This window comes from Stenotrophomonas sp. 10N36, from assembly GCF_056395005.1.
Genome location: NZ_JBFTIS010000001.1, coordinates 610,620 through 637,575, shown reverse-complemented (window position 1 = coordinate 637,575; position 26,956 = coordinate 610,620). Strand labels below are relative to the sequence as shown.

Here is a 26,956-nt window from a genome sequence, read left to right as displayed (position 1 = left end):
GGACGCCGGGGCTCAGTCCTCCAGCCCCATCGTCCCCTCGGCCAGCGGCACCCGGCTGCCGTCGAGCAGGCCGCGGCTGAGCACCCCGTCCTCGATGAACAGCAGTTCGCCGTTCTCGCCATTCTTGATGCTGCTGTCGATGGCGATGATGCGGTCGCCGTGGAAACTGCTCACGTGCGGCATCGAAGTGTGCCCGACCACGATGCGCTTGAGGTCCAGCTGGGTGAGCAGCGCATCGACCTGGGCGGTGTCCAGTTGCCCGTCGAAGTAGCCGCGGTACCAGATCGGGCTGGTCTTGCCGTCGAACAGGCGCGCCGTGTCCGGCGCTGCCTTGACCTGATCGCGCGGTAGACCCACGGCGGCCTGGTAGGTGGCGTTGGTGGCGTCCATGCCGCGCACCAGGTCCAGGTTCTCCGGTGCGATGCCACCGTGCAGGAACAACGTGTCGCCGATCTTCAGCATGACCGGGCGGGTGCGCAGCCATTGCCCGATCACCGACTCCGGCCCGTACAGGGCTGGGTAGCTGCGGCCCAGCAGCTGCGCGCTCCGGAGGTACTTCGGGTTCACGTAGCGCAGGTCGTCGTAGAGCACCATCGTTTCATGGTTGCCCAGCACGAAGTGCACCGCGCCGCCGGCCGCGCGTGCCTGTTGCTGCAGGCTGTACAGCAGCCAGAACGCCTCGGTCACCTGCGGGCCGCGGTCGAACACGTCCCCGGCCACCACCAGGGTGGCACCGCCCAGCGACCACTGGTCGTGCGCGTCGATCACGTGGTGGGCGCGCAGCAGCCCTACCAGCAGGTCGTACTGGCCATGGATGTCCGACACCGCGACGATGCGGGGCGTGGCCGGATACTGCGCCACCTCGGCGGTGCGCGGCGGCAACACGGTCACCGGATGCGGGTAGCCACACTCGGGCAGCACCGGGGTGGTGTCACCGCGGGCGTTCAGCGTACGGCGCACGATGTGGTCGTTGCAGATCCACTCGGCCTCGTGGCCCTTGGCGGTGACGAACACGTACGGGCCGTCTGCATCGACGTGCTCGGCCGGTGCGGCCACCTCGCGCGCGCTGGTGGTGAAGGTGGCCAGCAACAGCAGGCAGGGAAACAGCGCGTGCATCGCGCGCAGGGAACGGCAGGCAGGCATCGGCGACGTCCAGGCAGAAAAAGGCGTGCGCAGGCACACCGGGTGATCCTACTCGGCGGCGCATGCGGTGGGCATGCGCCGTTGGTACCGGTGGATGTGCAGGAACAGGCGGTTGGCGGGTGACTCAGCCGCGCTGCAGGGCCTGGCGGCCGGGCGCCTCCGGCAACGTATCGTCGGCCAGCACCACGCAGTTGCGGCCGCGCTTCTTGGCCTGGTACATCGCTGCATCGGCGCGCGCCATCAAGCGCTCATAGTCCGGGTGGCCGTCGTGCGCCGCCACGCCGATGCTGGCGGTCAATGCCAGTGCGGTGCCATCGGCCAGCTGCGCCGGGGTCTGTGCGATCTGCCGGCGCAGGTTCTCGGCGATCACCTCGGCCTGCGCCGCGGTGGCCGCCACCAGCACCACCACGAACTCCTCGCCGCCATAGCGGAACAGGTAATCGCTGCCACGCGTCAGCTGCCCGAGCAGCGCGGCCACGTGCTGCAGGGCGCGGTCGCCGCCGTCGTGGCCGTGCGCATCGTTGATCGCCTTGAAGTGGTCCAGGTCCAGCAGCAGTACCGAGAACGGGGTGCTGGCGGAGGTGGCCAGTTCGATCTCACGGCGCAGCACCGTGGGCAGGAAGCGCCGGTTGAGCAGGTTGGTCAAGGCATCGCTGCCTGCGTCCAGTTCGCCGATCCGCTCGAACAGCATGCCCATCAGGGTGCGGATGCGCGCCAGCTGCTCGCGGATGCCCTGCAGCGCACCGAAGCGTGCGGCCACATCGGCATGGGCCAGCGCGGCGTGCAGCTGCGCGTCCACCTGGGCCACCAGTGCGCCCACCTGCGCGGTCTCGCTGCTTTCGCCGAAACTGGGAATGCCCTTGTGGGTGAACCACAGGCCGAAGTCGGAGTGCGCCAGGTCGACGGTATCGGCGTCGGTGGCCTGGCTGGCGATGGCGTACAGCAGCGCGTTTTCCCAATCCAGCAGCAGGGCCCTTTGGCGTTCGCGTTCGGTGCTGACGTTCTGCACCAGCGAAAACAGCCGGTACGCCGCATCGGTGCGCGAGGAGCGCTCGCGTGCATGCGTGTACGCCAGGGTCATGCCTTCCAGGGCGATGTCCACCGAGGCACTCAGGCAACTGATGGCGTCGAACGCCACGTGGCTGTTCGGTGCCTGGGCGACGATCCGCTCGAACAGGCGTTGCTTGAGCACGCGCATACCGCGAGTGACCAGGTCCACCGGGATGCCGACGCGCGCATGCACGTCGCCGATCACACGCTGCGCGGCCACCAGTGCCGCGACGCTGGCGGGCGTGGCCGTCAACAGCTGGGTCAGCCAGCGCTGCATGGCCGGCTTCAGCCGCAGCCGCACCTGGTCGTGGGACAGGAAGCGGCTGGCGCGCGGGTCCTCCAGCAGTACGTCATAGAAGTGATGGGCCAGGTCAGGCGGCGAGTGGGCTGCCAGATCGGCCAGCAGTGCAGCCGCTTCTGGGCGGGTGGCCTGCAGCGTCTGCTGCCATGCATCGGCCAGGGGCCGGCTGGCCTCATCCAGGTTTGGAACGATATCCACGATGGTTGCTCTTCCCGCCACACAGGCCGTCGAAGGTTAACGGCCGCGCGTGGCTGTAATGAAGTTACAGAATGAACGCGAGCCCAAGTGTAATAGTCTCCGCCGCATTGCCTGCTTACTCTGCGCGCATTGCAACGGAGACACCTTCATGGGTCACGATCACGATCACCTGCCCAGCGAAATCCGCCACGAAAAACCCTTGTGGTGGGCGCTGGGCCTGACCACCACCTTCCTGCTGGTGGAAGTGGCCGGCGCGTTCTGGACCAACAGCCTGGCGCTGCTGTCCGACGCGGCGCACATGGCCACCGATACGCTGGCGTTGATGATCGCGCTGGTGGCGGTGCGGCTCAGCCGCCGCCCGCCGGATGCCAAGCGCACCTATGGCTACGCGCGGCTGGAAGCGCTGGGCGCGATGTTCAACGGCGGCATGCTGTTCTTGGTGGCCGGCTACATCCTCTGGGAAGCCATCGAACGGTTCCGCCAGCCGCAGGAGATCGCCTCCACCGGCATGCTGGTGATCGCCGCGTTTGGTCTGGTCATCAACCTGATCTCGATGCGCCTGCTGCGCGCGGGCAGCGGCGAAAGCCTCAACGTGAAGGGCGCCTACCTGGAAGTCTGGGCCGACATGCTCGGGTCGGTCGCGGTGATCATCGGCGCGCTGCTGATCCGCTGGACCGGCTGGAAGCCGATCGATCCGATCCTGGCGGTGCTGATCGGTCTGTGGGTGCTGCCGCGCACGTGGGTGCTGATGCGCGAGGCCATCAACGTGCTGCTTGAGGGCGTGCCCAAGGGCACCGACATCGCGGCCGTGCGCGCGGCGTTGTGCGCGCAGGAGGGCGTGGTCGACGTGCACGACCTGCACGTATGGGCGCTGGCATCCAGCACACCGGCATTGACCGCGCACGTGGTGATGGCCGACGGCGTGGAGGCCGATGCGCTGCGACGCGCGCTGACCACCACGCTGCATGACCGGTTCGAGATCGAGCATGTCACCCTGCAGATCGAAGCGGAGCATTGCGGCGACAGTTGCAGCGTGGGCAGCGCCAAGGCGGGCGATGCGCATGCCGGCCATGACCATGGCGACCACGCCCATGCCCATGCCGACCACGCGCACGCCGCCACCGACAGCCGCCGCACCGGCACCGATGCGCAGGGCCACCACGGCCATCCACATCCCTGAACCGGCCCGCCCGGCTGCCGGGTGCGGGGCAGGGCAGGCTTGCCGCTACAATGCGGGTCTGCCTTGCCATCTGTCGGAGATACTGCAGTGACCCGGAAACTCGTACTGTTGCGCCACGGCCAGAGCCAGTGGAACCTGGACAACCGCTTCACCGGTTGGGTGGACGTGGAACTCACCGAACAGGGCCGCCGCGAGGCTGCCGCCGCCGGCCGCCTGATGCGCGAAGAAGGGCTGCAGTTCGATGTGGCGCATACCTCGGTGCTCAAGCGCGCCATCCACACCCTGCAGGGTGCATTGGCCGAGCTGGACCAGGACTGGCTGCCGGTGAGCAAGAGCTGGCGCTTGAACGAACGCCATTACGGCGGGCTGCAGGGCCTGGACAAGGCCGAGACCGCGGCCAAGCACGGCGAGGACCAGGTCAAGATCTGGCGCCGTTCCTACGACATCCCGCCGCCGGCGATGGACATCGAGGACCCGGGCCACCCGATCCACGACCGCCGCTACGCCGGCCTGGACCGCAACGCGCTGCCGGGCACCGAGTCGCTGGCCACCACCCTGGACCGCGTGCTGCCGTACTGGTTCGATGCGATCGCCCCGCAGCTGAAGGACGGCAAGACGGTGCTGGTGACCGCGCACGGCAATTCGCTGCGCGCGCTGTACAAGTACCTCAACAACGTCTCGCAGGAAGCCATCCTGGAGCTCAACATCCCGACCGGCATTCCGTTACTGTTCGAACTCAACGACGACCTGACGGTGCAGTCGTTCCGCTACCTGGGCGACCCGGAAGCCGCCCGCAAGGCCGCCGAAGCGGTGGCCAACCAGGGCAAGGCGAAATAACAACGAAAGGCCGGCGCAAGCCGGCCTTTTCTTTTCCCCCGCGCGTAGAGCCACCCCATGGGTGGCTGCACGCAATGCACGGTTCACGCAGCCACCCATGGGGTGGCTCTACCGGCGCGCGATGGTGTGACCTTTGGCCGGTCCCTCGCCGCCGCTCCCGCGCTACGCTGCCTGATTGCCCGCCCGCCGGGTAATGCATCCATCTGTAGCCGGAGAGACGAATGAAGTTTTCCAAGCTGGTCCCGCTGGGCCTGACCGTTGCCATCGCCGCGTCGCTGGCGTCCTGCGGCAAGACCGATACCGCGCCTGCCGCCACCGCCGATGCGGCCACGCCGGCGTTTGATCAGTCGCAGATCAAGACCGCGCTGATCTCGCTCAACAGCGCCGACCTGGACCCATCGATCGCCGCCTGCACGGACCTCAACGGCTTCGTCAACAGCAAGTGGCTCACCGCCAACCCGGTGCCCAACGACCAGACCACCTGGGGCAGCTTCGAGATCCTGCGCGAGCGTTCGCTGGAAGTGCAGCACGCGCTGGTCCAGCAGGCCGCCGCCAGCACGCCCAAGGCCGGTTCGGTGGAAGCCAAGATCGGTGACATCTGGAGCACCGGCTCGGACGAGGCCAAGATCGAAGCGGCCGGCATCACCCCGCTGCAGCCGCAGCTGGACAAGATCGCCGCGCTGAACGACACCGCTGCCATCACCCAGTACCTGCGCGACAGCCAGGCGCAGGGGCAGGGCGTGCTGTTCTCGCTGTCGGCCAATGCCGACTACAAGGATTCGGCCAACGTCATCGCCTACGTGGGCCAGGGCGGGCTGGGCCTGCCGGAGAAGGGCTACTACGTCGATGATGCGCAGGCCAAGATCCGCGACGCGTACGTGGCTTACATCGCGCAGGCGCTGACCCTGTCCGGCGTGGATGCCGCGCAGGCCAAGACCGAGGCCAAGGCCGTGCTGGACTTCGAAACACGCCTGGCCAAGGCCTCGCTGTCGCGCATCGAACTGCGCGATCCGGCCAAGCGCTACAACCCGGTCAGCGCCGCCGAAGCCGACAAGCTGACCCCGAACTTCAGCTGGACCGCGCTGTTTGACACCCTGAAGGTGCCGGCCGCGCAGAAGTTCTCGCTGGCCCAGCCGGGTTTCTTCACCGAAGTGGACAAGATGCTCACCGACGTGCCGGCCAGCACCTGGCAGGCCTACCTGCGCTTCCACACCATCGATGATGCGTCGCCGTACCTGAGCAGCGCGTTTGAGAAGGCCAACTTCGACTTCTACAGCACCACCCTGCGTGGCCAGAAGGAAATGCAGCCGCGCTGGAAGCGGGTGCTGGAATCGGTCAATGGCGCGATCGGCGAAGGCCTCGGCCAGCTGTACGTCAACGCGGTGTTCCCGGCCGACTCCAAGGTGCAGATGCAGCACCTGGTGGAGAACCTCTCGGTGGCGCTGAAGGCGCGCCTGGAGAAGCTGGAGTGGATGGGCGAGGACACCCGCAAGAAGGCGCTGGAAAAGTGGGCCAGCTTCACCCCGAAGATCGGCTACCCGGACAAGTGGCGCGACTGGTCGGGCTATGAAACCAACGCCGACAGCTACCTGGGCAACATGCAGGCCGCGCGCGCGTTCAACTACCGCTACATGCTGAACAAGATCGGCAAGCCGGTGGACAAGACCGAGTGGGGCATGACCCCGCAGACCGTCAACGCCTACTACAACGCCACCAAGAACGAGATCGTGTTCCCGGCGGCCATCCTGCAGGCGCCGTTCTTCGATGCCAAGGCGGATCCGGCGTTGAACTACGGCGGCATCGGCGCGGTGATCGGCCATGAAATGATGCACGGCTACGATGACTCGGGCAGCCAGTTCGCGGCCAACGGCAACTTCGACAACTGGTGGACCGACAGCGACCGCAAGGCCTTCACCGGCCGTACCGACCAGCTGGTGGCGCAGTTCGACGGCTATGAATCGCTGCCGGGCGTGAACGTGAAGGGCAAGCTGACCCTGGGCGAGAACATCGGCGACCTGGGTGGCCTGACCGTGGCCTATGACGCGCTGCAGATGGCGTTGAAGGAAGACCCGAAGGCCAACGTGGCCGTGGACGGCCACAGCCAGGACCAGCGCTTCTTCATGAACTGGGCCACCGTGTGGCGCCGCAACTTCAACGAAGGCGAGCTGCGCGTGCGTCTGAACACCGACCCGCACGCCCCGGCCAACTTCCGCGCCAACGGTGCCCCGTCGAACATGCCGGCCTATGCCAAGGCGTTCGAGTGCAAGGCGGGCGATGCGATGGTGCGTGCCGACGACAAGCGTGTTGTGATCTGGTGATCGCACGCGGTTGAGTGAAACAAAGAACCCGGCGCAAGCCGGGTTTTTTGTTGCAGCGTCGATGCGCGCGGTTGGCCATGCCCGGCGATCCCCGCGCGTCGCCGTGGCACGCGGAGGTAGGGTTGGATCCCAATCAACCGCCGTGAGCGGGTCAACACGCTTTGGCGCATGGACCTTGAATGGGAAAGCGCCTTCACCGTTCACAGGTCATGCGTTCGTCGCGCGTTGAATGATGGTCTGCGGTCGATCGGGATCCGACCCTACCTCGATCGGGCGGGCGCTCGGTGACGCGCGGCATTGGAACGGCGTTCGAGGGTGTTCTCCGCCCGCGTTGCCGTGGCACACGGAGGTAGGGTTGGATCCCAATCAACTGCCACGAGTGGGTCAACACGCTTTGGCGCATGGACCTTGAACGGGAAAGCGCCTTCACCGTTCACAGGTCATGCGTTCGTCGCGCGTTGAATGATGGTCTGCGGTCGATCGGGATCCGACCCTACCTCGGTCGGGCAGTCGCTCGGTGACGCGCGGCATGGGAACGGCGTTCGAGGGTGTTCTCCGCGCGCGTCGCCGTGGCACGCGGAGGTAGGGTTGGATCCCAATCAACTGCCGTGAGCGCGTCAACGTGCTTTGGCGCATGGACCTTGAACGGGAAAGCGCCTTCACCGTTCATGGGTCACGCGTTCGTCGCGCGTTGAATGATGGTCTGCGGTCGATTGGGATCCGACCCTACCTCGGTCGGGCAGGCGCTCGGTGACGCGCGGCATTGGAACGGAGATCGAGAGTGTTCTCCGCCCGCGTTGCCGTGGCACGCGGAGGTAGGGTTGGATCCCAATCAACCGCCGTGAGCGGGTCAACACGCTTTGGCGCATGGACCTTGAACGGGAAAGCGCCTTCACCGTTCTCAGGTCATGCGTTCGTCGCGTGTTGAATGGTGGCGTGCGGTCGATTGGGATCCGACCCTACCACTGTGGGGCAGGACCGCTTCTATACGTTGGGCTCATGGACCTTGCGTTCGGGCTTTACGCCAGCGCCGGTTCGCGCCGCAGCAGGTCCTGGAAGGCACCCAGCAGGTAGGCGTCGATCATGCCATCGGACGCGTCGTCCAGGATGCGCATGACCCGGCCGCGCTCCATGGCGCCGCGGTAGGGGCGGTCGCTGGTCATCGCGTCCCAGGCGTCGACGAGGGTGAGGATGCGCGCGCCCAGCGGAATGCTCTCGCCGCGCAGGCCGTCGGGATAACCGCTGCCGTCGAAGGCTTCGTGATGGGCGCGGATCAGGCGGGCCACGTCGGCGGCGTCGGCGCGCCCGGTGGCCAGGAAAATGCGTTCGCCGTGTTCGGGGTGTTGGCGCATGATCGCCTGCTCGGCGTGGTCATGCCGCCCGGGGTTGAGCAGGACGTCGTCGGGAATGCCGATCTTGCCGATGTCATGGAAGCAGGCGGCCAGTTCGATCTGGTCGCACTGGGCAGGGGCCAGGCTGCAATGCCGGGCCAGCGAGCGGGCCAGCAGGCCGACGCGGTCGCAGTGGTGGCGGGTGTAGGCATCGCGCAGCTGCAGCGACACCGACAGCGCGTCGATGGAGCAGGCCAATGCGGCGGGGGTGTCGTGTGGGGAGTGATCGGTCACGGGGAAATACTGCCACGCTCCCGGTCGCCGAAGCGACCGGGAACGGCGGAATCAATGCCTCTGCAGCTGGATGCCGTGCTTCTTGGCGTACGCATCCTGCGCCGCGTCCAGGGCCTGCATTTCCGTATCGATACGGTTGCCGACGGTCTGCAGCTTCTCGGCCAGCGGCATCACCTGTTCCTTGGTCTTGTCGGCCGGCAGCGCGGCCATTTCCACCAGGATGCCGAACATTTCCTCGGCGCTCTGCACGTAGGCGCGCAGCTTCTGGTGCACGTCCTTGGCATCCTCGTCCGGCGGCATCTGGTCGATGCGGGTCAGGTACTGCTGCATCTCGGTACGGGCGCGTTCCAGGCCGGGCTTGAGCGTGTCCAGGCCCTCACCGGTGGCCAGCGCCTTCTGCAGCGGCTCGCTCTTGTTGCCGACGGTCCACTCCTGCACGGTGCTGGCAGCGCCGTTCCAGAAGGCGACGTTCTCGGTGAGGTATTCGCTGGCGCTCATGCCACTGCCACTGCCACCGCAGGCGCTCAACAGGCCGAGGCTGGCAGCCAGCAGCAGGGTACGGAATCGTTTCAAAGCAACTCTCCTTGTCGCGGGCAGAGAACAGGGAAAAAACCCTCCGGCCCGCAGAAGCGGAGGGTCACAGGGGAAACGGGGATCAGCGGGGCGACAGGGTCAACAACAGGGCCTTGGCCGCGCTGAAACGGTCTTCGGGCAACGGCAACGGGTGCTTGATGCGCAGTTTGTCCGGGCCGTCCATCGTGTACAGCTTGGGCTGCTTCTGGATCATCTGGATGACCGCCATCGGATCGATGGCCGGCTTGGCCTCGAACACGATGCGCCCGCCATTTTCGCCCAGTTCCAGCTTGCGCACGCCCAGCACGTTGGCCTGCAGCTTGAGTTCGGCGATGGCGAACAGATGCTTGGCGGGGTCGGGCAGCAGGCCGAAGCGATCGATCATCTCCACCTGCAGCTCGCGCAGTTCATCGGTGTCGCGCGCGCTGCTGATGCGCTTGTACAGGGTCAGGCGGGTATGGACGTCGGGCAGGTAGTCGTCGGGGATCAGCGCCGGCACATGCAGTTCGACCTCGGCACCGCGCACTTCCTCGCCGGCATCCAGGTCGGGCAGCTTGCCCAGGCGGATGCTACGCACTGCCCGTTCCAGCAGTTCGGTGTACAGGCTGAAGCCCACCTCGGCCATCTGGCCGCTCTGGTCTTCGCCGAGCAGTTCGCCGGCACCGCGGATTTCCAGGTCATGGGTGGCCAGGGTGAAGCCGGCGCCCAGTTCGTCCATCGACGCGATCGCATCCAGGCGCTTCTGCGCGTCGGGGGTCATCGCGCGCTTGTCCGGCACCACCAGGTAGGCATAGGCGCGGTGGTGCGAGCGACCCACGCGGCCGCGCAGCTGGTGCAGCTGGGCCAGGCCGAAGCGGTCGGCGCGGTTGATGATGATGGTGTTGGCGTTGGGGATGTCGATGCCCGATTCGATGATCGTGGTCGACAGCAGCACGTTGTAGCGCTGCTTCTGGAAGTCCAGCATCACCCGTTCCAGCTCGCGCTCGGGCATCTGCCCGTGGGCGATGCCGATGCGGGCCTCGGGCACCAGCTCGGCCAGGTCACGCTGCATGCGGCCGATGCTTTCCACGTCGTTGTGCAGGAAGTACAGCTGGCCACCACGGGCCAGCTCACGCTGGAACGCTTCGCGCAGCAGCGCGTTGTCCCAGGCGGTGATGAAGGTCTGCACCGCCAGCCGGTTCGGCGGCGGGGTGGCGATGATCGACAGGTCGCGCAGCCCGGCCATGGCCATGTTCAAGGTGCGCGGAATCGGCGTGGCGGTGAGGGTGAGCAGGTGCACGTTGGCGCGCATCGCCTTCAGCGCTTCCTTCTGGCGCACGCCGAAACGCTGCTCCTCGTCCACCACCACCAGGCCCAGGTCCTTGAACTTCACGTCCGGCTGCAGCAGGCGGTGGGTACCGATGATGACGTCGATGGTGCCGGCGGCGACCTTCTCCAACTCGGCCTTGATTTCCTTGGTGGTCTTGAAGCGCGACAGCACTTCCACCCGCAGCGGCCAGTCGGCGAAGCGGTCGCGGAAGTTGCGGTAGTGCTGCTCGGCCAGCAGCGTGGTCGGCACCAGCACGGCCACCTGCTTGCCGGCGCTGGCGGCGGCGAACGCGGCGCGCACGGCCACTTCGGTCTTGCCGAAGCCGACGTCGCCGCATACCACGCGGTCCATCGGCTGGCTGCTGGCCAGGTCGCGCAGGGTGGCGTCGATGGCGGCCAGCTGGTCGGGGGTTTCCTCGAACGGGAACCCGGCCGCGAACGGCTCGTACATCGAGCGGTCCACGTGCAGCGCCAGCCCGGCGCGGGCGCGCCGGCGCGCCTGGATTTCCAGCAGTTCGGCGGCCACGTCGCGGACCTTTTCGGCCGCACGGCGTTTGGCCTTGCTCCACTGCTCGCCGCCCAGCGAATGCAGCGGCGCGGTTTCGGCCGATGCGCCGGAGTAGCGGCTGATCAGGTGCAGCTGCGCCACCGGCACGTACAGGCGGTCGCCCTTGGCGTATTCGATCTCCAGGAATTCGCCCGGCATGCCGCCGGCGTCGAGCACGATCAGGCCGCGGTAGCGCCCCACACCGTGGTCTTCATGGACGATCGGCGCACCTTCAGTGAGTTCGCCGAGGTCGCGGATGATCGCTTCCGGCTCGCGTCCCACGCGGCGGCTGCGGCGGGTGGTGCCGGCACGCTCGGGGAACAACTGGCGCTCGGTCAGCACCGCGATCTGCGGCGTGTCCAGCGCGAAACCGTCTTCCAACGGCGCCACGGTGATCGCAAAGCGGTTGCTGGCGTCGGCCAGGAACGCCGGCAGGTCGACCACCACCGGCGGCTTCAGCTCGGCTGCCTGCAGCACTTCCAGCAGCGCTTCGCGGCGCCCCGGCGAATCGGCGGCGATCAGCACCCGGCCGGGGTAGTGGCCAATGAACGACTTCAGTGCTTCGCCAGCCGGCGCATCGCGCGCGGCCACCGGCAGCGGCGGCAACGGCTGGTCGCCCAGCGGCTGCGCGTCGTCGATGYGCGCGTGGTCGGCATTCCAGATCTCGATGCGGGGCAGGGCATTGAGCGTGCTATTGAGTGTTTCCGGGCTGAGGTACAGCTCCTGCGGCGCCAGCAACGGGCGCTCGACGTCGTGGCGGCGCTGCTCGTAGCGGTTGCCGGTCTGCGCCCAAAAGGCCGCGGCCGCTTCGCCCACGCCGGCGCCGACCACTGGCAGCACGTTCGGCTGCAGGTAGTCCAGCAGGGTGGCGGTCTGGTCGAAGAACAGCGGCAGGTAATACTCCACGCCCGCCGGGGCCAGCCCGGCCTTGAGATCCTGGTACAGCGCGCTGCGCCGGGTATCCACGTCGAAGCGTTCGCGCAGGGTCGCCAGCACCCGCGACACGGCCAGGTCGTCCAGCGGCACTTCGCGGCCGGGCAGCATGCGAACCGCATCCACCTTGTCCAGCGAGCGCTGGCTTTCCGGGTCGAAGGCGCGGATCGAATCGATGTCCTCGTCCAGCAGCTCGATGCGCAACGGCGTCTGTGCGCCCATCGGGAACACGTCGAGCAGCCCGCCGCGTACGGCGAAATCGCCCGGGTCCATCACCTGCGGCACGTTGCGGTAGGCCGCCGCTTCCAGGCGTCGCTTCTCCGCATCCAGGTCCAGACGCTGGCCGACCTTCAGGTCGAAGCTGCCACCGATGATGTACTTGCGCGGGGCCAGCCGCTGCAGCAGGGTCTGCACCGGCACCACCACGATGCCACGGGTAAGCGTGGGCAGCTGGTGCAGCGCGGCCAAGCGCTGGGAAATGATGTCCGGGTGCGGGCTGAAGGCGTCGTAGGGCAGGGTTTCCCAATCCGGGAACGCGACCACCGGCAGCGCGGACGCGCTGCCCAGCAGGGTGCGCAGATCCGATTCGATCTGGTTGGCCCCGTGGTTGTCGCGTGCGATGACCAGCAGCGGCCCGTCATGGACCTCCGCGGCACGGGCGACGTACCAGGCCAACGCCGTGGCCGAAGCGGGAGCGCGCCACCAGGCGCGGAGCTGGCCGGAACGGGGCAGCGGCGGAGCGGGATAGGAGGGACGTGACATGAACCGTCGATTTTAGCAGACGCCGAAGTCACGGCCATGTCAGCCCGGCTCGTCGCCGCTCGGCCCGCCCCGCTCACCGTTGCGTGTCGGGTGGCAAAGCCCCGGTAGGTGCCGGCCGTTKGCCGGCACGGCCTCAAAAGGTAGGTACCGGCCGTTGGCCGGTACACGTACAAAACGCGTAGGTGCCGGCCGTTGGCCGGCACGCGCACAAAAAAGGTAGGTGCCGGCCGTTGGCCGGCACGCCGTCAGCTGTCGAGCTCCAGCACCATGCGCACCAACCCGGGCGTGCCCTGCGGGTGCGGCACCGGCTTGAAGCCCAGCGAAGCAGCCAGCTGCTTCATCGGCTCGTTCTCTTCGGCCACATCGCCGTACAGGCGGTCCAGGTACTTGCCGCGTGCCCACTTGACCAGCTTGCGCATCAGCTGCCGGCCCAGTCCCTGGCCCACCAGGAAGCGGCTGACCAGGATGGCGTACTCGGCTTCGCGGGTGCCCTGGATGATCGAAGCCCGTGCCACCGCGCCAACCACGGCTTCACCGGCGGGCAGCGACTCGGCCGCCACCAGGGTGATTTCGCTCTTCGGATTGGGGTGGGTCAGGCGCTGGGTGGTTTCCGGCGACAGCTCGGTCACCGATTGCAGGAAGCGGTCGCGGATCTCTTCAGGCCCGAACAGGCTGAAGGCCGCATGCAGCGGCGCCCCGTCTTCGGGGCGGATCGGGCGGATCAGCAGCTCGTGGCCACTGGGTGCCTTGAAAATCTCGTGCCAGGGCGGCATGCGGTTACGGGTAGCCATACCGGTGATTCCTAGGTGGTCTTTGGATTCTCGCATCCCGGGGCGCCGGTTCCGTGAACGGAACGCTCACGCCGTTCAGGGGCGCGCAAGGACGCTCATTCGGCCTGCTTGAGCCACTGCAGCCGGGTGCTGGCGCCGGCCTCGCCCAGGAACTGCTTCAGCGCCGGCATGGCCGGGGCCAGCACCTGGTCGAACTGCCAGGGCGGGTTGAGCAGCAGCATGCCGCTGCCATTGAGCCGCAGCGGCGAGTCGTCCGGTCGGATCAGCAGTTCGGCGGTCAGCACCGACTTCACCGGCAAGGCACAGGCCTTGCGCAGGAAATGCAGGATGGTGCGGCGCTGCTTGATCGGGAACCAGATCGCGAAGGTGGCCTGCGGCCAGCGGCCAAGGATCTCGCTCACCGAGGCCAGGATGGCCTGGTACTCGGCGTCCTGGCCCTCGTACGGCGGGTCGATCAGGACCAGCCCGCGGCCGATCTTCACGCCGTTGGCCTTGGGCGGCAGCAGGGCACGGTTCTGCGCGTAGCCGTCGGCGTGGTAAACGCCGACCCGGCTGTCGTGGGCGAACAGCGCCTTCAGCGAGGCGGCTTCGTCGTCCTGCACCTCGCAGACCGCCATGCGGTCCTGCTCGCGCAGGGCGCGCGCGGTCAGCAGCGGCGAGCCGGGGTAGCTGATCATGGCGCCGACCGGGTTGTCGGCCTGGACGGCCTTCAGGTAGCGCTCGACCACCGCCGGCAGCGTGGGCTGGGCCATCAGCCGCATCACCCCGTCCTCGGCCTCCAGGGTCTTGCGGCTTTCCTCGCTGGCCAGCAGGTAGCGGCCAGCGCCGCCGTGGGTGTCCAGCACGAAGAACGGGCTGTCCTTGCGCTTGAAGGTGTCGAGCAGGGCAAGCTGCACGATGTGCTTGAGCACATCGGCATGGTTGCCGGCATGGAAGGCGTGGCGGTAATTCATCGGCGCAGTGTACGGGGCGGCGGGCCCAGCGGCTATGCTGCGCGCATGAACCGCCCCCTGCACAACGTCCTGGTCGTCGAAGACGAAACCGCCATCGCCGACACCGTCCTGTATGCCCTGCGCAGCGAAGGCTACGGCGCCCAGCACTGCCTGCTGGGCGGTGGCGCGCTGGAGGCCCTGCGCCAGCAGGCCTTCGACGTGGTGGTGCTGGATGTAGGCTTGCCGGACATGAGCGGGTTTGAAGTGTGCCGCAGCCTGCGCACCTTCAGTGAGGTGCCGGTGATCTTCCTGACCGCGCGCAACGACGAGTTCGACCGCGTGCTGGGCCTGGAGCTGGGCGCGGACGACTACATGGCCAAGCCTTTCTCGCCGCGCGAACTGGTGGCCCGGGTGCGTGCGCGGCTGCGCCGCAGCAGCAGCGCCCCGGCCGAGCAGGCCGGCTGGCAGCAGCACGGCCGCTTTGCGATCGACCGCGAGGGCCGTCGCATCCGCTTCGCCGAGCAACCGCTGGAGCTGACCCGCTACGAGTACGCGTTGATGGCCGCGCTGCTGCAGCGCCCGGGGTCCATCCTCAGCCGCGCCCAGCTGATGGACCGTGGCTGGGACACCGACGCCGACAGCGCCGACCGCACCGTGGATACCCACGTCAAGACGCTGCGGGCCAAGCTGCGTGCCGCAGGGGCCGACCCCGACCCGATCCGCACCCATCGCGGGCTCGGCTACGCGCTGGAGGTCTGAGCCATGCGGCTGGGCCTGAAGCTGTTCCTGGGGTTCTTCCTGATCGTGGGCATCGCCGCGTTCTTCGTGATGCGCATCTTCGTCAACGAGGTCAAGCCGGGCGTGCGCCAGGCGATGGAGTCGACCCTGGTCGACGCCGCCAACGTACTGGCCGAGATGGCCGCCGCCGACCTCAAGGCCGGGCGCATCCGCAACGGTGCGTTCGTGGCCAACCTGGCCCGCGCGCAGCGCCGCGACCCCAAGGCGATGGTGTGGCGTTTTCCCAAGCGCACGCTGGATTACCGGGTGACCATCACCGACGCCAAGGGCATCGTGGTGTACGACTCCACCGGGCAGGGCATTGGCCGCGACAACTCGCGCTGGAACGATGTCTACCGCACCCTGCGCGGCGAATACGGCGCCCGCTCCAGCCCGGAAACCCCCGGCGACGACACCCATTCGGTGATGCACGTGGCCGCGCCGATCCATGACCCGGCCGATGCCACGCGCCTGATCGGCGTGCTCAGCCTGGCCCAGCCCAACCGCAGCATCGACCCGTTCATTGCCGCCAGCCAGCGCGCCATCATGCGGCGGGGCGCGTGGTTGATCGGGTTGTCGGCGCTGATCGGGCTGTTGATGACGGCGTGGTTGATGCATGGCGTGAACCGGCTCAACCGCTACGCCAAGGCGGTCAGCGCCGGCGAACCGGTGCCGCCGCCGAAGCCGCGCCGCGATGAGATCGGCGACCTGGGCCAGGCGCTGGAGACCATGCGCCGTAAGCTGGAGGGCAAGGCGTACGTCGAGCAGTACGTGCAGTCGTTGACGCATGAAATGAAGAGCCCGCTGGCCGCGATCCGCGGGGCGGCCGAGCTGCTGCAGGAACCGTTGCCCGATGCCGACCGCGTGCATTTCGCGCGCAGCATCCAGGGCCAGGAACAGCGCCTCACCGAAACCATCGACAAGCTGCTGGCGCTGGCCGAAGTGGAACAGCACGGCTGGCTGCAGAAGCGCGAACGCATCGCGCTCGCCCCGTTGCTGCAGGCCGCCGCCAGCGCGGTGGCGATGCGCGCGCAGGCGGCCGCGGTGGCGATCGACGTGGAGGTCCCCGATGGCCTGGTCATCCAGGGCGACGGTTATTTGTTGCGGCAAGCCTTGAACAACCTGCTGGAGAACGCGCTGGCGTTTTCCAGTGCCGACAGCCGGCTGCAGCTGAGCGCCGCGCGCGAGGGCGACGGTGTGGTGCTGCGCGTAGCCGACCGTGGCAGCGGCGTGCCCGACTACGCGCTGGACCGCGTGTTCGAGCGCTTCTATTCGCTGGCGCGCCCGGCCACCGGCCTGCGCAGCTCCGGGCTGGGGCTGTCGTTCGTGCAGGAAGTGGCACGCCTGCATGGTGGGCGGGTGCAGCTGCGCAACCGCGAAGGCGGCGGTGCATTGGCCTCGCTGTGGTTGCCAGAGCGCGACCCGGGCGCGCCGATCCGGCGCTGAGCCCAGGCGCCGCGGGCACTTCACACAGACTTCAAACTCAGCACAAACCCCGCACACCACCGCGCCCGAAGCTGGCCCCCTCCCAACCGAGGACGGGCCATGAAATCCCTGAAGATGCTGTTGCGGTTCGCCATTGTCGGCGGGCTGATCCTGTTGCTGCTGATCCCGTTGATGATGATCAAGGGCGTGATCAAAGAGCGCGAGGCGTACCGCGATGAAGCCTACCTGCGCGTGTCGCAGAGCCGCGCAGGCGCGCAGACCCTCACCGGCCCGGTGCGCGTGGTGCCGTGGACCGATACCCGCGAGGTCGAGGTGGTCGACGCGGCCGGCAACATGAAGAAGGAAATCCAGACCGAGCACAGCTACTGGCTGCAGATGCCGGCCACGCTGCGGGTGGACGGGCAGATGCAGCCCGACGAACGCCGGGTCGGCCTGTTCCGGGTGCCGGTATACAGCTGGAAGGCCAAGATCACCGCCGAGTTCGCCGACGATGATTATCCGATCAAGGCCGGGCGCGTGTATGGCACCCCGTACCTGGCCGTCGGCATCGCCGACCTGCGTGGCCTGGTCGGCTCGCCCACGCTGCAGGTGGATGGGCAGGCGTTGACGCTGCAGCCGGGCATCGGCGAGGTGAACGGACTTGGCAAGGGCCTGCACGTGCCGCTGCGCGACTTCGACGACAGCATCGGCGGCATGCTCAAGGGCAGCCGCCTGCAGCTGGACATGGTGCTCGACGGCACCCGTTCGCTGGCGGTGGTGCCGGTGGGCGACGACAGCCGCATCGCGATCCGCTCGCCGTGGCCGCACCCGCTGTTCGGCGGCAGCTTCCTGCCCAACCAGCGCACCGTCACCGACACCGGGTTCGATGCCCAGTGGGCCGTCTCCTCGCTGGCCTCCGAAGCACAGCGCCAGCTGCGCGACAGCAAGGACCTGGACCCGGAAACGGTCAGCGTGGAACTGGTCAACCCGGTGGACATCTACACCCAGGCCGATCGGGCCAGCAAGTACGGCATCCTCTTCATCCTGCTCACCTTCGTCGGCTTCATCCTGTTCGAGCTGATCAAGCGCCTGCGCATCCATCCGCTGCAGTACCTGATGGTGGGCCTGGCGCTGGCGATCTTCTTCCTGCTGCTGCTCAGCCTGTCCGAGCACATTCCGTTCTGGCTGGCCTATCTGGTGTCGGCGGTGGCCTGCATCGGGGTGCAGGCGGTGTATCTGTCGGGGGTGTTGAAGAGCTGGACGCGCGGCCTGGGCTTCGCCGGCATGCTCACCGTGCTGTACGGCGCGCTGTACGGCCTGTTGATCTCGGAGAACAACGCGCTGCTGATGGGCTCGCTGCTGCTGTTCGGCGTGCTGGCCAGTGCCATGTGGATCACCCGCCGGATCGACTGGTACGAAGTCGGCGCGAGCCTGAAGTAAGGAGAGGCACATGAGCTGGCGCAACGGGTTGCGGCAACGCGCGTGGCAGGGCATTCCGGAACTGCTGGAAGTGGACGCGCTGCTGCAGGCCAGCAGCGTGCTGGCGGCCTTGCCGGGGGCGCGCATCGCCCCCGGCCTGGTGCGCTTCAAGCTGGCGGCGCGCACCTGCGAAGGGGTGCAGCGGCAAGGCCTGGACTGGCTGTCCGGCGCACGCCAGGGCCGCGGTGCCCTGGCCGGAAAGGTGCCGCGCTACCGGCCATGGAAGGCCGGCAACGCGGCGCTGGCCGAGATCGGCATCGCCGGGCTGCCCATGGACTGGCCGGCGCACGCGGCGGTGTATGGCTGCAGCAGCGTCGACCGCCGGCACTGGCTGTTGCTGGTGCCCGGCAGCGCACAACTGTGGCTGGGCTGGACCGGCTGAGCAGCGTCAGCCGGGCACACTTCATGCGTGCGCACATGACCGATGGGACGGGGGCCAGGCGCTCGCGCTGGCTAGACTTGATGGCTTGACGAGCAGTGCCGAAGGGCCGGGGTGGGGCGTGTTGAAGTGGAGCGGGCTGAAATGGGGCGTGCTGGCTGTAGCGCTGGCGATGGGTGGCAATGCAATGGCGCAGCAGCGCGAAACGGTGGACCTGGAGATGGTGGGCAAGATCCGCCAGCAGGCCTTCCACCAGTCCCAGGTGATGGACACCTTCAGCTACCTCACCGAGCGCATCGGGCCGCGCCTGACCAACTCGCCGGCGATGGGACGCGCCAATGCCTGGACCCGCGGCCGGTTCAACGACTGGAAGCTGGACAACGTCCACGACGAAGCCTTCGATGCCTTCGGCCGTGGCTGGGAATTCACCTCGGCCAGCGTGGAGATGCTGGGCGATCGCGTGCAGCCACTGCATGCGCTGCCCAAGGCCTGGACGCCGGGTACCCAGGGCCCGGTCGAGGGCGAGCTGGTGCAGGTGGACATCAAGAAGCCCGACGACATCGAGAAGTACCGCGGCAAACTGCGCGGGAAGATCCTGTTGCTGGGCGAGGCGCGCGAGTACAAGCGGGGCACCGACGCGGATTCGCACCGGCATGACGCGACCTCGCTGGAGGGCCTGCAGGAATTCACCCTGCCCAAGGACAAGGACGTGGCGGCCGACCGCGCCAAGCGGGTCAAGGAGTACCAGGAGAAGCAGGCGCTGGCGGCCAAGGTCAACGCCTTCTTTGTCGACGAAGGCGCACTGGCCTCGATCAGCATCAGCGGCTGGGACAACGGCATCATCCGTGTTGCCGGCGGTGGCTCGCGCAAGGCGGGTGAATCGGTCGGCATTCCCGAGCTGGCGATGATCGCCGAGCATTTCAATCCGCTGGTGCGTGCGCTGGAGGCCAAGCAGACCGTGCGCCTGCGCGTGGATGTCGCGGCGCGCTTCACTGACCAGACCGACCAGCCGGGCTACAACACGCTGGCCGAGATCCGCGGCAGCAGCCGGCCCGATGAAGTGGTGATGATCGGCGCGCACCTGGATTCGTGGCACAGCGGCACCGGCGCCGCCGACAACGCCGCCGGCGTGGCGGTGATGATGGAGGCCATGCGTATCCTCAAGGCAGCTGGCGCCAAGCCGAAGCGCACCATCCGGGTGGCCCTGTGGAGTGGTGAAGAACAAGGGCTGATCGGCTCGCAGGCCTATGTGGCCAAGCACTTCGGTGGCTTCCCCGAGCCTGCCGATGCGGCGCAGAAGGCGCTTCCGGCCTCCTTGCGCGAACCGACCGGTGCCCTGCAGAAGACCCGCGATTACAGCAAGTTCCAGGTCTATTTCAACATGGACAATGGTTCGGGCCGCTTCCGCGGCATCTACGCGCAGGAGAACATGGCGGCCGTGCCGATCTTCGAGGCCTGGCTGGCCCCCTTCCATGACGTGGGTGCCACCACCGTGGCCACCCGCAACACCGGCAGCACCGACCACATCAGCTTCGACCGCATCGGCCTGCCGGGCTTCCAGTTCATCCAGGACCGGCTGGACTACTTCACCAACGTCCACCACAGCCACCTCGATACCTGGGACCACGCCGAACCGGAAGACCTGAAGCAGGCCGCCGCCATCGTGGCGTCCTTCGCCTACCACGCGGCCATGCGCGAGCAGTCCTTCCCGCGCAAGCCCGCGCCGCAGCCGCAGCCGTAAGGAGGCCGGACGGAGGGGGCGCCCGCCGCCTCCGTGCCCTCCCGGGGGTAATGGTAAAATCGGGGGATTCCCGTTCCCCGAGCCTTCCATGACCTGCCGCACCCGCTTCGCCCCCAGTCCCACCGGCTACCTGCACATCGGTGGCGCCCGCACCGCGCTGTACTGCTGGCTGGAGGCCCGTCACCGTGGCGGCGAATTCGTGCTGCGCATCGAAGACACCGACCGCGAGCGCAGCACCCAGGGCGCGATCGACGCGATCCTGGAGGCAATGGACTGGCTGGGCCTGGGCTACGACGAAGGTCCGATCTACCAGACCCAGCGCGTGGCACGGTACCTGGAAGTGGCCGAGCAGCTGGTCGCCGACGGCAAGGCCTACTACGCCTACGAGACCAGGGAAGAGCTGGACGCGATGCGTGAGGCCGCCATGGCCAAGCAGGAAAAGCCGCGCTACAACGGCGCCGCGCGCGACCTGGGCCTGCCGTACAAGGACGACCCCAACCGCGTCATCCGCTTCAAGAATCCGCTCGAGGGCACGGTGGTGTTCGACGACCTGATCAAGGGCCGCATCGAGATCGCCAACAGCGAGCTGGACGACATGGTCATCTTCCGCCCGGACGGCTTCCCCACCTACAACTTCGCGGTGGTGGTGGACGACTGGGACATGCGCATCAGCGAAGTGATCCGCGGCGATGACCACATCAACAACACCCCGCGCCAGATCAACCTGTACGAAGGCATCGGCGCGCCCGTGCCGAAGTTCGGCCACATGCCGATGATCCTGGACGAGCAGGGCGCCAAGCTGTCCAAGCGCACCGGCGCGGCCGACGTGATGCAGTACAAGGACGCCGGTTACCTGCCCGACGCGCTGCTGAGCTACCTGGCCCGGCTGGGCTGGTCGCACGGTGACCAGGAACTGTTCAGCCGCCAGGAGCTGATCGACCTGTTCGACGTGACCAACTGCAATTCCAAGGCCGCGCGCCTGGACATGGCCAAGCTGGGCTGGGTCAACCAGCACTTCCTGAAGACCGAAACGCCCGACAGCATCGCCCCGCACCTGGTCTACCAGCTGAACAAGCTGGGCCTGGATCTGAACGCCGGTCCGGCGCCGGCCGACGTGGTGGTGGCACTGCGCGACCGCGTGCAGACCCTGAAGGAAATGGCCGAGAAGGCGGTGGTCTGGTACCAGCCGCTGACCGAGTACGACGAGGCGGCCGTGGCCAAGCACTTCAAGCCGGGCGCGGAACTGCCGCTGGGCAAGGCCCGCGAGCTGTTGGCGGGGGTTTCCGACTGGACCGCCGAGGGCGTGTCGGTGGCGCTGCATGAGGTAGCCACGGCGCTGGAGATCGGCATGGGCAAGGTGGCCCAGCCGCTGCGCGTGGCCATCACCGGCACCCAGGTCAGCCCGGACATTTCACAGACGGTGTTCCTGGCCGGGCGTGAAGAGGCCTTGAAACGCATCGACGTCGCACTCACTAAAGTACCGACGGCCTGACCACAGGAGACCGCGCATGCCTGCCAAAACCGCTTGTACCGCCCCGCACCACCACGTCCACGACGCATCCGACTTCGTGAAGGTGGTGGAACGCGTGTGCTCGGAACGCGGGCTGCGCCTCACGCCGATCCGCGCCAACGTGCTGCGGCTCATCGCCGAGGCCGGCAAGCCGGTCAAGGCCTACGAACTGCTGGAGTGGGTGCGCAACGGCAAGGGCGTCGGTGCCGACGCCCCGCCCACGGTGTACCGCGCGCTGGATTTCCTGATGGCCAACGGTTTCGTGCACAAGCTCGAATCGGTCAACGCGTTCGTGGCCTGCCACCATCCCAGCAGCGCGCAGCATTCGGTGCCGTTCCTGATCTGCAACAGCTGCCACAGTGCGGTGGAACTGGAAGACAAGGAAATCGTGAGCCAGCTGGAAAAGCGCGCCAAGGAGCTGGGCTTCCAGCCGCAGGCGCAGACCCTGGAAGTGCACGGCCTCTGCGCGCGCTGCGCCGGGTAGGTACCGACCGCTGGTCCGGCGAATGTCCCCCGGCGTCGGCCTGCGGCCGCCMCCTCCTCCTTTATTTCGCCTCCAAGGGCATGGGGGCCCAGCGCCCGACCCACCGACAGCGCTAGAAAAGCCTGGCGTTGCCTGCTTACCGGAAGCCGAGCCCCGTAGCGGCCGGTAGGCTCCTGGGCAAAATAAAGGAGGAGGCCGCCCCGCGGCCGGGGGACATTTGCACCAGGGGCCTACCGGCTGCTACGGGGCCCTCACGCTCGCGACCGGCCCGATCGAAGACGCCAGCCGATCCAAACGGCGCCTGCTGCATACCCCGGCACCCGCCCTTGCAACAAGACGCTCCCCTCGATGGGAGAAGAGCCTGCTTTGCGCTATGTCCCGGATCGATCATCCCCTTGGTAGAACCACGCCATGCGTGGCTGTCCCGGCGATCAGGTGGCCCTGCTGCGTGCCTTCGCGATCTCACGCCGGTTCCGGGCATCCGGGGCTGCGTAGGTCGCATCCAGGCGGCGTTTGAGACTATTCAGGACCACCCGGCGGGCGGATACGAGATCGGGGTCTGCCACGACCAGTGCATCAACCCAGCCAAGCGATGCGGCCAAGGGAGCGCCGCGCAGGGCGTAAAGCGAGACGGCCTTGAGGTGCGTAACAGAGGTCGCACCCCATGCCTGCATGGCCGTCTCGTACAGCGCATGCTGAAGCGTCGCATCGATCGGCACACTGTCGTCGAAGGAAAGCTGCAGGTTCAACGCACCCAGCGCCCTCCACGGCGCTGCGGCCGCGTCGCTCGCCCGCCAGTCGGCACGTTCGCAGTAGGCAAGCAGTTCGGCGACGGCGTCGCGCGTGCGCACCGCTTCAAGCACGCCGATTGCGAAGGCGGCCATCGCCGGATCGGCCAGCAGGGGGCGCAGTCCGGCAACGCCGTCGCGCGCGTACGCCGCGCAGGCGGTCGCCCATCGCGCGAACGGCACCACGCGACGGCCATCGGGCAGCAGACCGTCCTCCAACCAGCCATGCAGGGCGCACAGACGCTCGATTTCGTCGGCGCCCGCAGCACCATGTTCGAGGGCGAAGGCAATCAAGTGCTCCACCTCCAGCGCACCACCGTAAGCCGCCGGCGCGCTGCCCTTGGCCGCCTTCTGCGCCAATGCGTTGAACTTCATCGGCGCTCCGCCGCCGCGGTATCGCTGCCGTCTGCCGCCGTATCCACCTTTACCACCACCGACATGCCCGGGCGCAGCCGCTTGGCCAGCGGCTGGTCCGGGTCGATGGAAATGCGGATCGGCAGGCGTTGCACCACCTTGGTGAAGTTGCCGCTGGCGTTGTCCGGGCGCAGCACGCTGAACTCCGAGCCGGTGGCCGGGGCGATCTGCTCGATGTGCCCGTGCAGCTTTTCACCGTCGAAGGCATCCACCTTGAACGAGGCGGGCTGGCCGATGCGCATTTTCCAGGTCTGGCCTTCCTTGAAGTTGGCCACCACCCACAGCGTATCGGGCACCAGGAACAGCAGCTGCGAGCCGGCCGTGACGTACTGGCCCAGGCGCACCGAGGCTTCGCTGATCTGGCCGTCGCGCGGGGCGTGGATGACCGTGTTGGCCAGGTCGATCCGGGCCAGTTCCAGCTGCGCCTGCGCGGTTTCCACGCGGGCTTCCAGACTCTTGCGTGCCACCTGGGTGGAGGTCAGCGTTTCCTCGGCGATGCGGATCTGCGCCTGCGACTGCAGCACGGCCGCCTGTGCCGACTGCGCCCCGGTGCGCAGCTTGTCGCGGTCGCTGAGCGCTACCAGCTGCTGCGCGGTGAGGGCTTCATAGCGCTTGAGCTCCGTGCGTGAGCGAGCCAGCTCCGATTGGCCGGCAACAAGGTTGGCCTGCGCGGCACCGATCTGCGCGCGGTTCTGCGCCTGGGCCTGGTCGGAGTTGGCCAGCGCGGCCTTGGCACTGTCCAGGTCGGCCTGGGCCTGCGCCACTTTTTCCTTGTAGATGCGGTCATCGACGCGCACCAGTGGGTCGCCCTGTTTGACGTGCTGGAAATCCTTGACCAGCACCTCGGTGACATAGCCGTTGACCTGCGGCGCCAGCACGGTGATCTGGCCGCGCACGTAGGCGTTGTCGGTACTTACCCGGGTGCTGTCGAACGGCCACAACGACCACGCGCGCAGGATCAGCGCGATGCCCAGCAGCGCGATCACGATCATGATCACTACGCTGCGGGTGCTCGGCTTGAGGTACTTGGGCGCGCTCGGCGGCGGCACCGCACCCGCCGCGGCCGCACTGCTGACGGGGGCGGCATCGGTCGGCGGGGCCGGGTTGACGTTCTCGGGTGCGCTGTCGTCGCGGGGGGGGGGCGTGGGCATGGGGGGACTCATCGTGGCGGGGCGGGCAACGGCGCCGCGACTGAAGGGGAAGAGGGCGCGGGGTGGCGCTTGCGCCACTGCTTGAGGACGGCGGTACGCACCGACAGCAGCAGCAACCAACCCAGGAAGCCCAGCGCGACCGTGCCGCTGAGCCGGAACACATCATTGAAGGCGCGCACGTTGGCTTCGCGGCGGGCGGTCAGCGCCAACTGCGCCGTGCCCTGCGCACTGCGCTGCACCGGGTCGGTGATCAATCCGGCGTAGAGCTGCTGTTGTTGTTTCAGGCGCTGCGCGACCACGCCGTCGGCCGGGTCAAGCTGGCTGACCAGTGCGCTGGAATACAGCTGCTCGCGGTGCAGCTGGTAGGTGCCCAGCACCGCCGAGCCGGCCAACCCGCCCAGGGTCTGGGTGATCGACAGGGTGACCAGGAAGGTGATCATGTGGTCCACGCCCTGCTTCAAGGCCTGGGTGATGCCGAGCATGATCAACGGTCCCATGAACATGCCGGCGCCCACCGAGGCCAGGAACTGGCTGGCGTAGAAATCGTGCGGGCGGTCCAGGCTGGTGCGGCTCTGGTCGAGCAGGGCCGCGCTGCCCAGCAGCAGAATGGCCATCAGCAGCTGGGCGATGATGCGCTTGGGGCCGAAGGTGAGCGAGGCGGCCGCGATGCCGGTGACCACACCGGCCAGGATCACCCCGAACAACGGGCGCATCTGGTCCGGCCCCATGCCCAGCTGACGCATCAACCCGACCACGCCGTACGACTGTTCGGTGGTGAGAAAGCGGATCAGGAACGCGCCGACGATGAAGTGCAGCACCGGCAGGCTGGCCAGCCAGCGCGTCTGCAGCAGCGGGTTGCGCCGGTAGTGCTCGAGGATGAAGCCGGCGGTGGCCAACGTGATGGAGGCCACCAGCGCCCAGCCCAGCCACGGCGTATCCAGCCACCAGCGGACATAGCCCTGGGCCAGCACCACCACCAGCAGGCCCACTGCCGGGGCGAGCAGGGCGAAGGTGAGGAAGTCCAACGGCTCGAATGCCTTGATCTGCACGCCCGGCGGCAGCTTCAACACCACCACCGCAGCGAAGGCGCACAGGGCCAGCCCGGCCTCGAACAGGTACAGGTTGTGCCACTGGCCGGTGTCCACCAGCCCCGGCGACACCAGCCAGGCGATCGGCACGGCCAGCTGCGAGATGCCCACGCCGATCACCAGCAGGTTGCCGGTGTATTTGCGCGGCAGCGACTGCAGCATGTACAGCGTGCCCAAGGTGCTGCAGGCGGCGCCGGCAAACCCGCTGGCCGCGCGGGTCAGCACGGTGGTTTCATAGCTGCCCACGAACAGGTGCAGCACCGCCAGCGCCGCATACAGGCCCAGGCCGATTTCGGCGAACAGGCGAATGCCGTACTGCTGGCGGAACTTGAAGGCGAGCAGGTTGGCGGTGACATTGACCATCGCATAGGCGGCCACCAGCCAGCTGCCCTGCGCCGGGGTCAAGCCGAGCTGGCCCTGCATGAACGGCAGGTTGGCGGTGACCAGCGCATTGCCCAGCCCGCCGGTGATGCCCACCAGCAGCGCCACGGCGGCATAGGCCACGCGCCGGTGCCAGGGATGCCACGGCATCGACGCCGAGCCGGGCAGCGTCGGCTTTTCGTGGTCTTCCCAGTCCGGGATCGGTTTGAGGTACTGCGCCATCAGCCCTCCGCGTCGACGGGTCCCCGCAGTCCGGTACGCAGCAACTGCAGGGCGCGCGCCACCAGCTTGGCCCGCTCTTCGCGGGACTTGCCACGCAGCGCGGCTCCCAGCATGCCTGAGATCAGTGAAATGTCCGTCACCTGCAGGTCCGCACGGCACAGACCGGCGGCGATCGCGCGCTGGATCGGTGCTTCCAGCAGGCCCCAGATGGTGTGCCGCGCGGCCTTGATGGCCGGGTCATCGGGGTCTACCGCGCGCCAGTAGTCCGACAACGCCGGCGACTGCACGATGCGGGCGGCCATGCCTTCGAGCACTTCGAACAAGGCATCATCGCGCTCGCCCAGGCTCTGTACCTGGCGGTTGATGCGGGCCACCGTGCGCTGCAGCAGCGCCTCCACCAGCGCGGTGCGGTCGGGGAAATTGCGGTACAGGGTGGCGCGGCCGACCTGCGCGCGTTCGACCACCAGGTCGAGCGGGGCAGTGACGCCATGCTGCCCGAACACCGCGTCGGCGGCATCCAGGATGAGGGCGCGGCGGGCAGCCGCATCGGCACGTTGGGAGGTCATGCTGCATTTTCGGACGAATGTGTCCGCGATTAAAGCACTCCCGACGTTATGCG

At 67.7% G+C, this 26,956-nt stretch carries 21 protein-coding genes; 10 read left to right on the top strand and 11 right to left on the bottom strand.

Going from position 1 to position 26,956, the window contains the following annotated elements; all coding sequences use genetic code 11:
• Window positions 1-12 precede the first annotated feature (12 nt).
• Complete coding sequence (locus tag AC1DCJ_RS02935) at window positions 13-1,143, bottom strand: metallophosphoesterase (RefSeq protein WP_478070038.1); 1,131 nt, start codon at window positions 1,141-1,143, stop codon at window positions 13-15.
• Window positions 1,144-1,267: 124 nt separating this feature from the next.
• Window positions 1,268-2,692, bottom strand: coding sequence for a diguanylate cyclase (locus tag AC1DCJ_RS02930; RefSeq protein ID WP_478070037.1), 1,425 nt, complete (start codon window positions 2,690-2,692; stop codon window positions 1,268-1,270).
• A gap of 148 nt (window positions 2,693-2,840) precedes the next feature.
• Between AC1DCJ_RS02930 and AC1DCJ_RS02925 the strand changes: the two genes are divergently transcribed.
• The 3 genes from AC1DCJ_RS02925 (at window position 2,841) to AC1DCJ_RS02915 (ending at window position 7,027) form a co-directional block, all read left to right on the top strand.
• On the top strand, window positions 2,841-3,872 hold the full coding sequence (locus AC1DCJ_RS02925) for a cation diffusion facilitator family transporter (protein WP_478070036.1): 1,032 nt from the start codon (window positions 2,841-2,843) through the stop codon (window positions 3,870-3,872).
• 87 nt (window positions 3,873-3,959) lie between these two features.
• Window positions 3,960-4,709, top strand: a complete 750-nt coding sequence (gene gpmA, locus AC1DCJ_RS02920) for a 2,3-diphosphoglycerate-dependent phosphoglycerate mutase (protein ID WP_038689579.1) — start codon at window positions 3,960-3,962, stop codon at window positions 4,707-4,709.
• Between the two features lie 221 nt (window positions 4,710-4,930).
• Window positions 4,931-7,027 (top strand): M13 family metallopeptidase, encoded by a 2,097-nt coding sequence (locus AC1DCJ_RS02915; protein WP_478070035.1) that lies wholly within the window; start codon window positions 4,931-4,933, stop codon window positions 7,025-7,027.
• A gap of 1,019 nt (window positions 7,028-8,046) precedes the next feature.
• Here AC1DCJ_RS02915 and AC1DCJ_RS02910 read toward each other — a convergent pair.
• The 5 genes from AC1DCJ_RS02910 to AC1DCJ_RS02890 all read right to left on the bottom strand — a co-directional run bounded on the left by AC1DCJ_RS02910 (window position 8,047) and on the right by AC1DCJ_RS02890 (window position 14,519).
• Complete coding sequence (locus AC1DCJ_RS02910) at window positions 8,047-8,652, bottom strand: HD-GYP domain-containing protein (protein ID WP_478070034.1); 606 nt, start codon at window positions 8,650-8,652, stop codon at window positions 8,047-8,049.
• 51 nt (window positions 8,653-8,703) lie between these two features.
• Window positions 8,704-9,225 (bottom strand): kinetochore Spc7 family protein, encoded by a 522-nt coding sequence (locus AC1DCJ_RS02905; protein WP_038689572.1) that lies wholly within the window; start codon window positions 9,223-9,225, stop codon window positions 8,704-8,706.
• An 82-nt stretch (window positions 9,226-9,307) separates the two neighbouring features.
• Complete coding sequence (mfd, locus tag AC1DCJ_RS02900) at window positions 9,308-12,775, bottom strand: transcription-repair coupling factor (protein WP_478070033.1); 3,468 nt, start codon at window positions 12,773-12,775, stop codon at window positions 9,308-9,310.
• Between the two features lie 245 nt (window positions 12,776-13,020).
• Entirely contained in the window at window positions 13,021-13,566 is a 546-nt protein-coding gene (locus tag AC1DCJ_RS02895) for a GNAT family N-acetyltransferase (RefSeq protein WP_038689569.1), read from the bottom strand.
• 95 nt (window positions 13,567-13,661) lie between these two features.
• Window positions 13,662-14,519: a 23S rRNA (adenine(2030)-N(6))-methyltransferase RlmJ gene (locus tag AC1DCJ_RS02890; RefSeq protein ID WP_137188950.1), complete on the bottom strand. Its 858-nt coding sequence runs from the start codon at window positions 14,517-14,519 to the stop codon at window positions 13,662-13,664.
• Between the two features lie 45 nt (window positions 14,520-14,564).
• On the opposite strand from AC1DCJ_RS02890, the gene creB reads away from it, so the two are divergent.
• The 7 genes from creB (at window position 14,565) to AC1DCJ_RS02855 (ending at window position 22,293) form a co-directional block, all read left to right on the top strand.
• A complete protein-coding gene (gene creB / locus AC1DCJ_RS02885) occupies window positions 14,565-15,257 on the top strand; it encodes a two-component system response regulator CreB (protein WP_038689564.1) in 693 nt (230 codons plus the stop codon).
• 3 nt (window positions 15,258-15,260) lie between these two features.
• Window positions 15,261-16,721, top strand: a complete 1,461-nt coding sequence (gene creC, locus AC1DCJ_RS02880) for a two-component system sensor histidine kinase CreC (RefSeq protein ID WP_137188952.1) — start codon at window positions 15,261-15,263, stop codon at window positions 16,719-16,721.
• A 99-nt stretch (window positions 16,722-16,820) separates the two neighbouring features.
• A complete protein-coding gene (gene creD, locus AC1DCJ_RS02875; protein WP_428711885.1) occupies window positions 16,821-18,140 on the top strand; it encodes a cell envelope integrity protein CreD in 1,320 nt (439 codons plus the stop codon).
• A 10-nt stretch (window positions 18,141-18,150) separates the two neighbouring features.
• Window positions 18,151-18,561 carry a hypothetical protein gene (locus tag AC1DCJ_RS02870; protein ID WP_141057155.1) on the top strand — a complete coding sequence of 137 codons (411 nt, stop codon included), beginning with the start codon at window positions 18,151-18,153 and terminating at the stop codon, window positions 18,559-18,561.
• 169 nt (window positions 18,562-18,730) lie between these two features.
• The gene (locus AC1DCJ_RS02865) at window positions 18,731-20,299 is read left to right on the top strand and encodes a M28 family metallopeptidase (RefSeq protein ID WP_478070130.1); all 1,569 of its coding nucleotides are present in this window, start codon (window positions 18,731-18,733) and stop codon (window positions 20,297-20,299) included.
• Between the two features lie 88 nt (window positions 20,300-20,387).
• Window positions 20,388-21,791: a glutamate--tRNA ligase gene (gene gltX, locus AC1DCJ_RS02860; RefSeq protein ID WP_478070032.1), complete on the top strand. Its 1,404-nt coding sequence runs from the start codon at window positions 20,388-20,390 to the stop codon at window positions 21,789-21,791.
• Window positions 21,792-21,807: 16 nt separating this feature from the next.
• The gene (locus AC1DCJ_RS02855; RefSeq protein WP_137188956.1) at window positions 21,808-22,293 is read left to right on the top strand and encodes a Fur family transcriptional regulator; all 486 of its coding nucleotides are present in this window, start codon (window positions 21,808-21,810) and stop codon (window positions 22,291-22,293) included.
• Between the two features lie 431 nt (window positions 22,294-22,724).
• On the opposite strand, the gene AC1DCJ_RS02850 is transcribed toward AC1DCJ_RS02855, so the two are convergent.
• The 4 genes from AC1DCJ_RS02850 to AC1DCJ_RS02835 are packed head-to-tail and all read right to left on the bottom strand — an operon-like array spanning window position 22,725 to window position 26,903.
• Complete coding sequence (locus AC1DCJ_RS02850; protein ID WP_478070031.1) at window positions 22,725-23,456, bottom strand: hypothetical protein; 732 nt, start codon at window positions 23,454-23,456, stop codon at window positions 22,725-22,727.
• Window positions 23,453-24,646, bottom strand: a complete 1,194-nt coding sequence (locus AC1DCJ_RS02845; protein WP_478070030.1) for an HlyD family secretion protein — start codon at window positions 24,644-24,646, stop codon at window positions 23,453-23,455. Before AC1DCJ_RS02845 ends, AC1DCJ_RS02850 begins: the two co-directional genes overlap by 4 nt.
• Before the next feature lie 8 nt (window positions 24,647-24,654).
• On the bottom strand, window positions 24,655-26,340 hold the full coding sequence (locus tag AC1DCJ_RS02840; protein WP_428711262.1) for an MFS transporter: 1,686 nt from the start codon (window positions 26,338-26,340) through the stop codon (window positions 24,655-24,657).
• The gene (locus tag AC1DCJ_RS02835; protein WP_478070029.1) at window positions 26,337-26,903 is read right to left on the bottom strand and encodes a TetR/AcrR family transcriptional regulator; all 567 of its coding nucleotides are present in this window, start codon (window positions 26,901-26,903) and stop codon (window positions 26,337-26,339) included. Before AC1DCJ_RS02835 ends, AC1DCJ_RS02840 begins: the two co-directional genes overlap by 4 nt.
• Between the last annotated feature and the right edge of the window lie 53 nt (window positions 26,904-26,956).

Coding starts and splice junctions, on each gene's coding strand:
- AC1DCJ_RS02835 (WP_478070029.1), bottom strand. CDS start 26,903: ATGACCTCCCAACGTGCCGATGCGGCTGCCCGCCGCGCCCTCATCCTG.
- AC1DCJ_RS02870 (WP_141057155.1), top strand. CDS start 18,151: ATGAGCTGGCGCAACGGGTTGCGGCAACGCGCGTGGCAGGGCATTCCG.
- creB (WP_038689564.1), top strand. CDS start 14,565: ATGAACCGCCCCCTGCACAACGTCCTGGTCGTCGAAGACGAAACCGCC.
- AC1DCJ_RS02850 (WP_478070031.1), bottom strand. CDS start 23,456: ATGAAGTTCAACGCATTGGCGCAGAAGGCGGCCAAGGGCAGCGCGCCG.
- AC1DCJ_RS02895 (WP_038689569.1), bottom strand. CDS start 13,566: ATGGCTACCCGTAACCGCATGCCGCCCTGGCACGAGATTTTCAAGGCA.
- AC1DCJ_RS02915 (WP_478070035.1), top strand. CDS start 4,931: ATGAAGTTTTCCAAGCTGGTCCCGCTGGGCCTGACCGTTGCCATCGCC.
- AC1DCJ_RS02845 (WP_478070030.1), bottom strand. CDS start 24,646: ATGCCCACGCCCCCCCCCCGCGACGACAGCGCACCCGAGAACGTCAAC.
- gltX (WP_478070032.1), top strand. CDS start 20,388: ATGACCTGCCGCACCCGCTTCGCCCCCAGTCCCACCGGCTACCTGCAC.
- AC1DCJ_RS02890 (WP_137188950.1), bottom strand. CDS start 14,519: ATGAATTACCGCCACGCCTTCCATGCCGGCAACCATGCCGATGTGCTC.
- AC1DCJ_RS02855 (WP_137188956.1), top strand. CDS start 21,808: ATGCCTGCCAAAACCGCTTGTACCGCCCCGCACCACCACGTCCACGAC.
- creD (WP_428711885.1), top strand. CDS start 16,821: ATGAAATCCCTGAAGATGCTGTTGCGGTTCGCCATTGTCGGCGGGCTG.
- creC (WP_137188952.1), top strand. CDS start 15,261: ATGCGGCTGGGCCTGAAGCTGTTCCTGGGGTTCTTCCTGATCGTGGGC.
- AC1DCJ_RS02935 (WP_478070038.1), bottom strand. CDS start 1,143: ATGCCTGCCTGCCGTTCCCTGCGCGCGATGCACGCGCTGTTTCCCTGC.
- AC1DCJ_RS02925 (WP_478070036.1), top strand. CDS start 2,841: ATGGGTCACGATCACGATCACCTGCCCAGCGAAATCCGCCACGAAAAA.
- AC1DCJ_RS02865 (WP_478070130.1), top strand. CDS start 18,731: ATGGGTGGCAATGCAATGGCGCAGCAGCGCGAAACGGTGGACCTGGAG.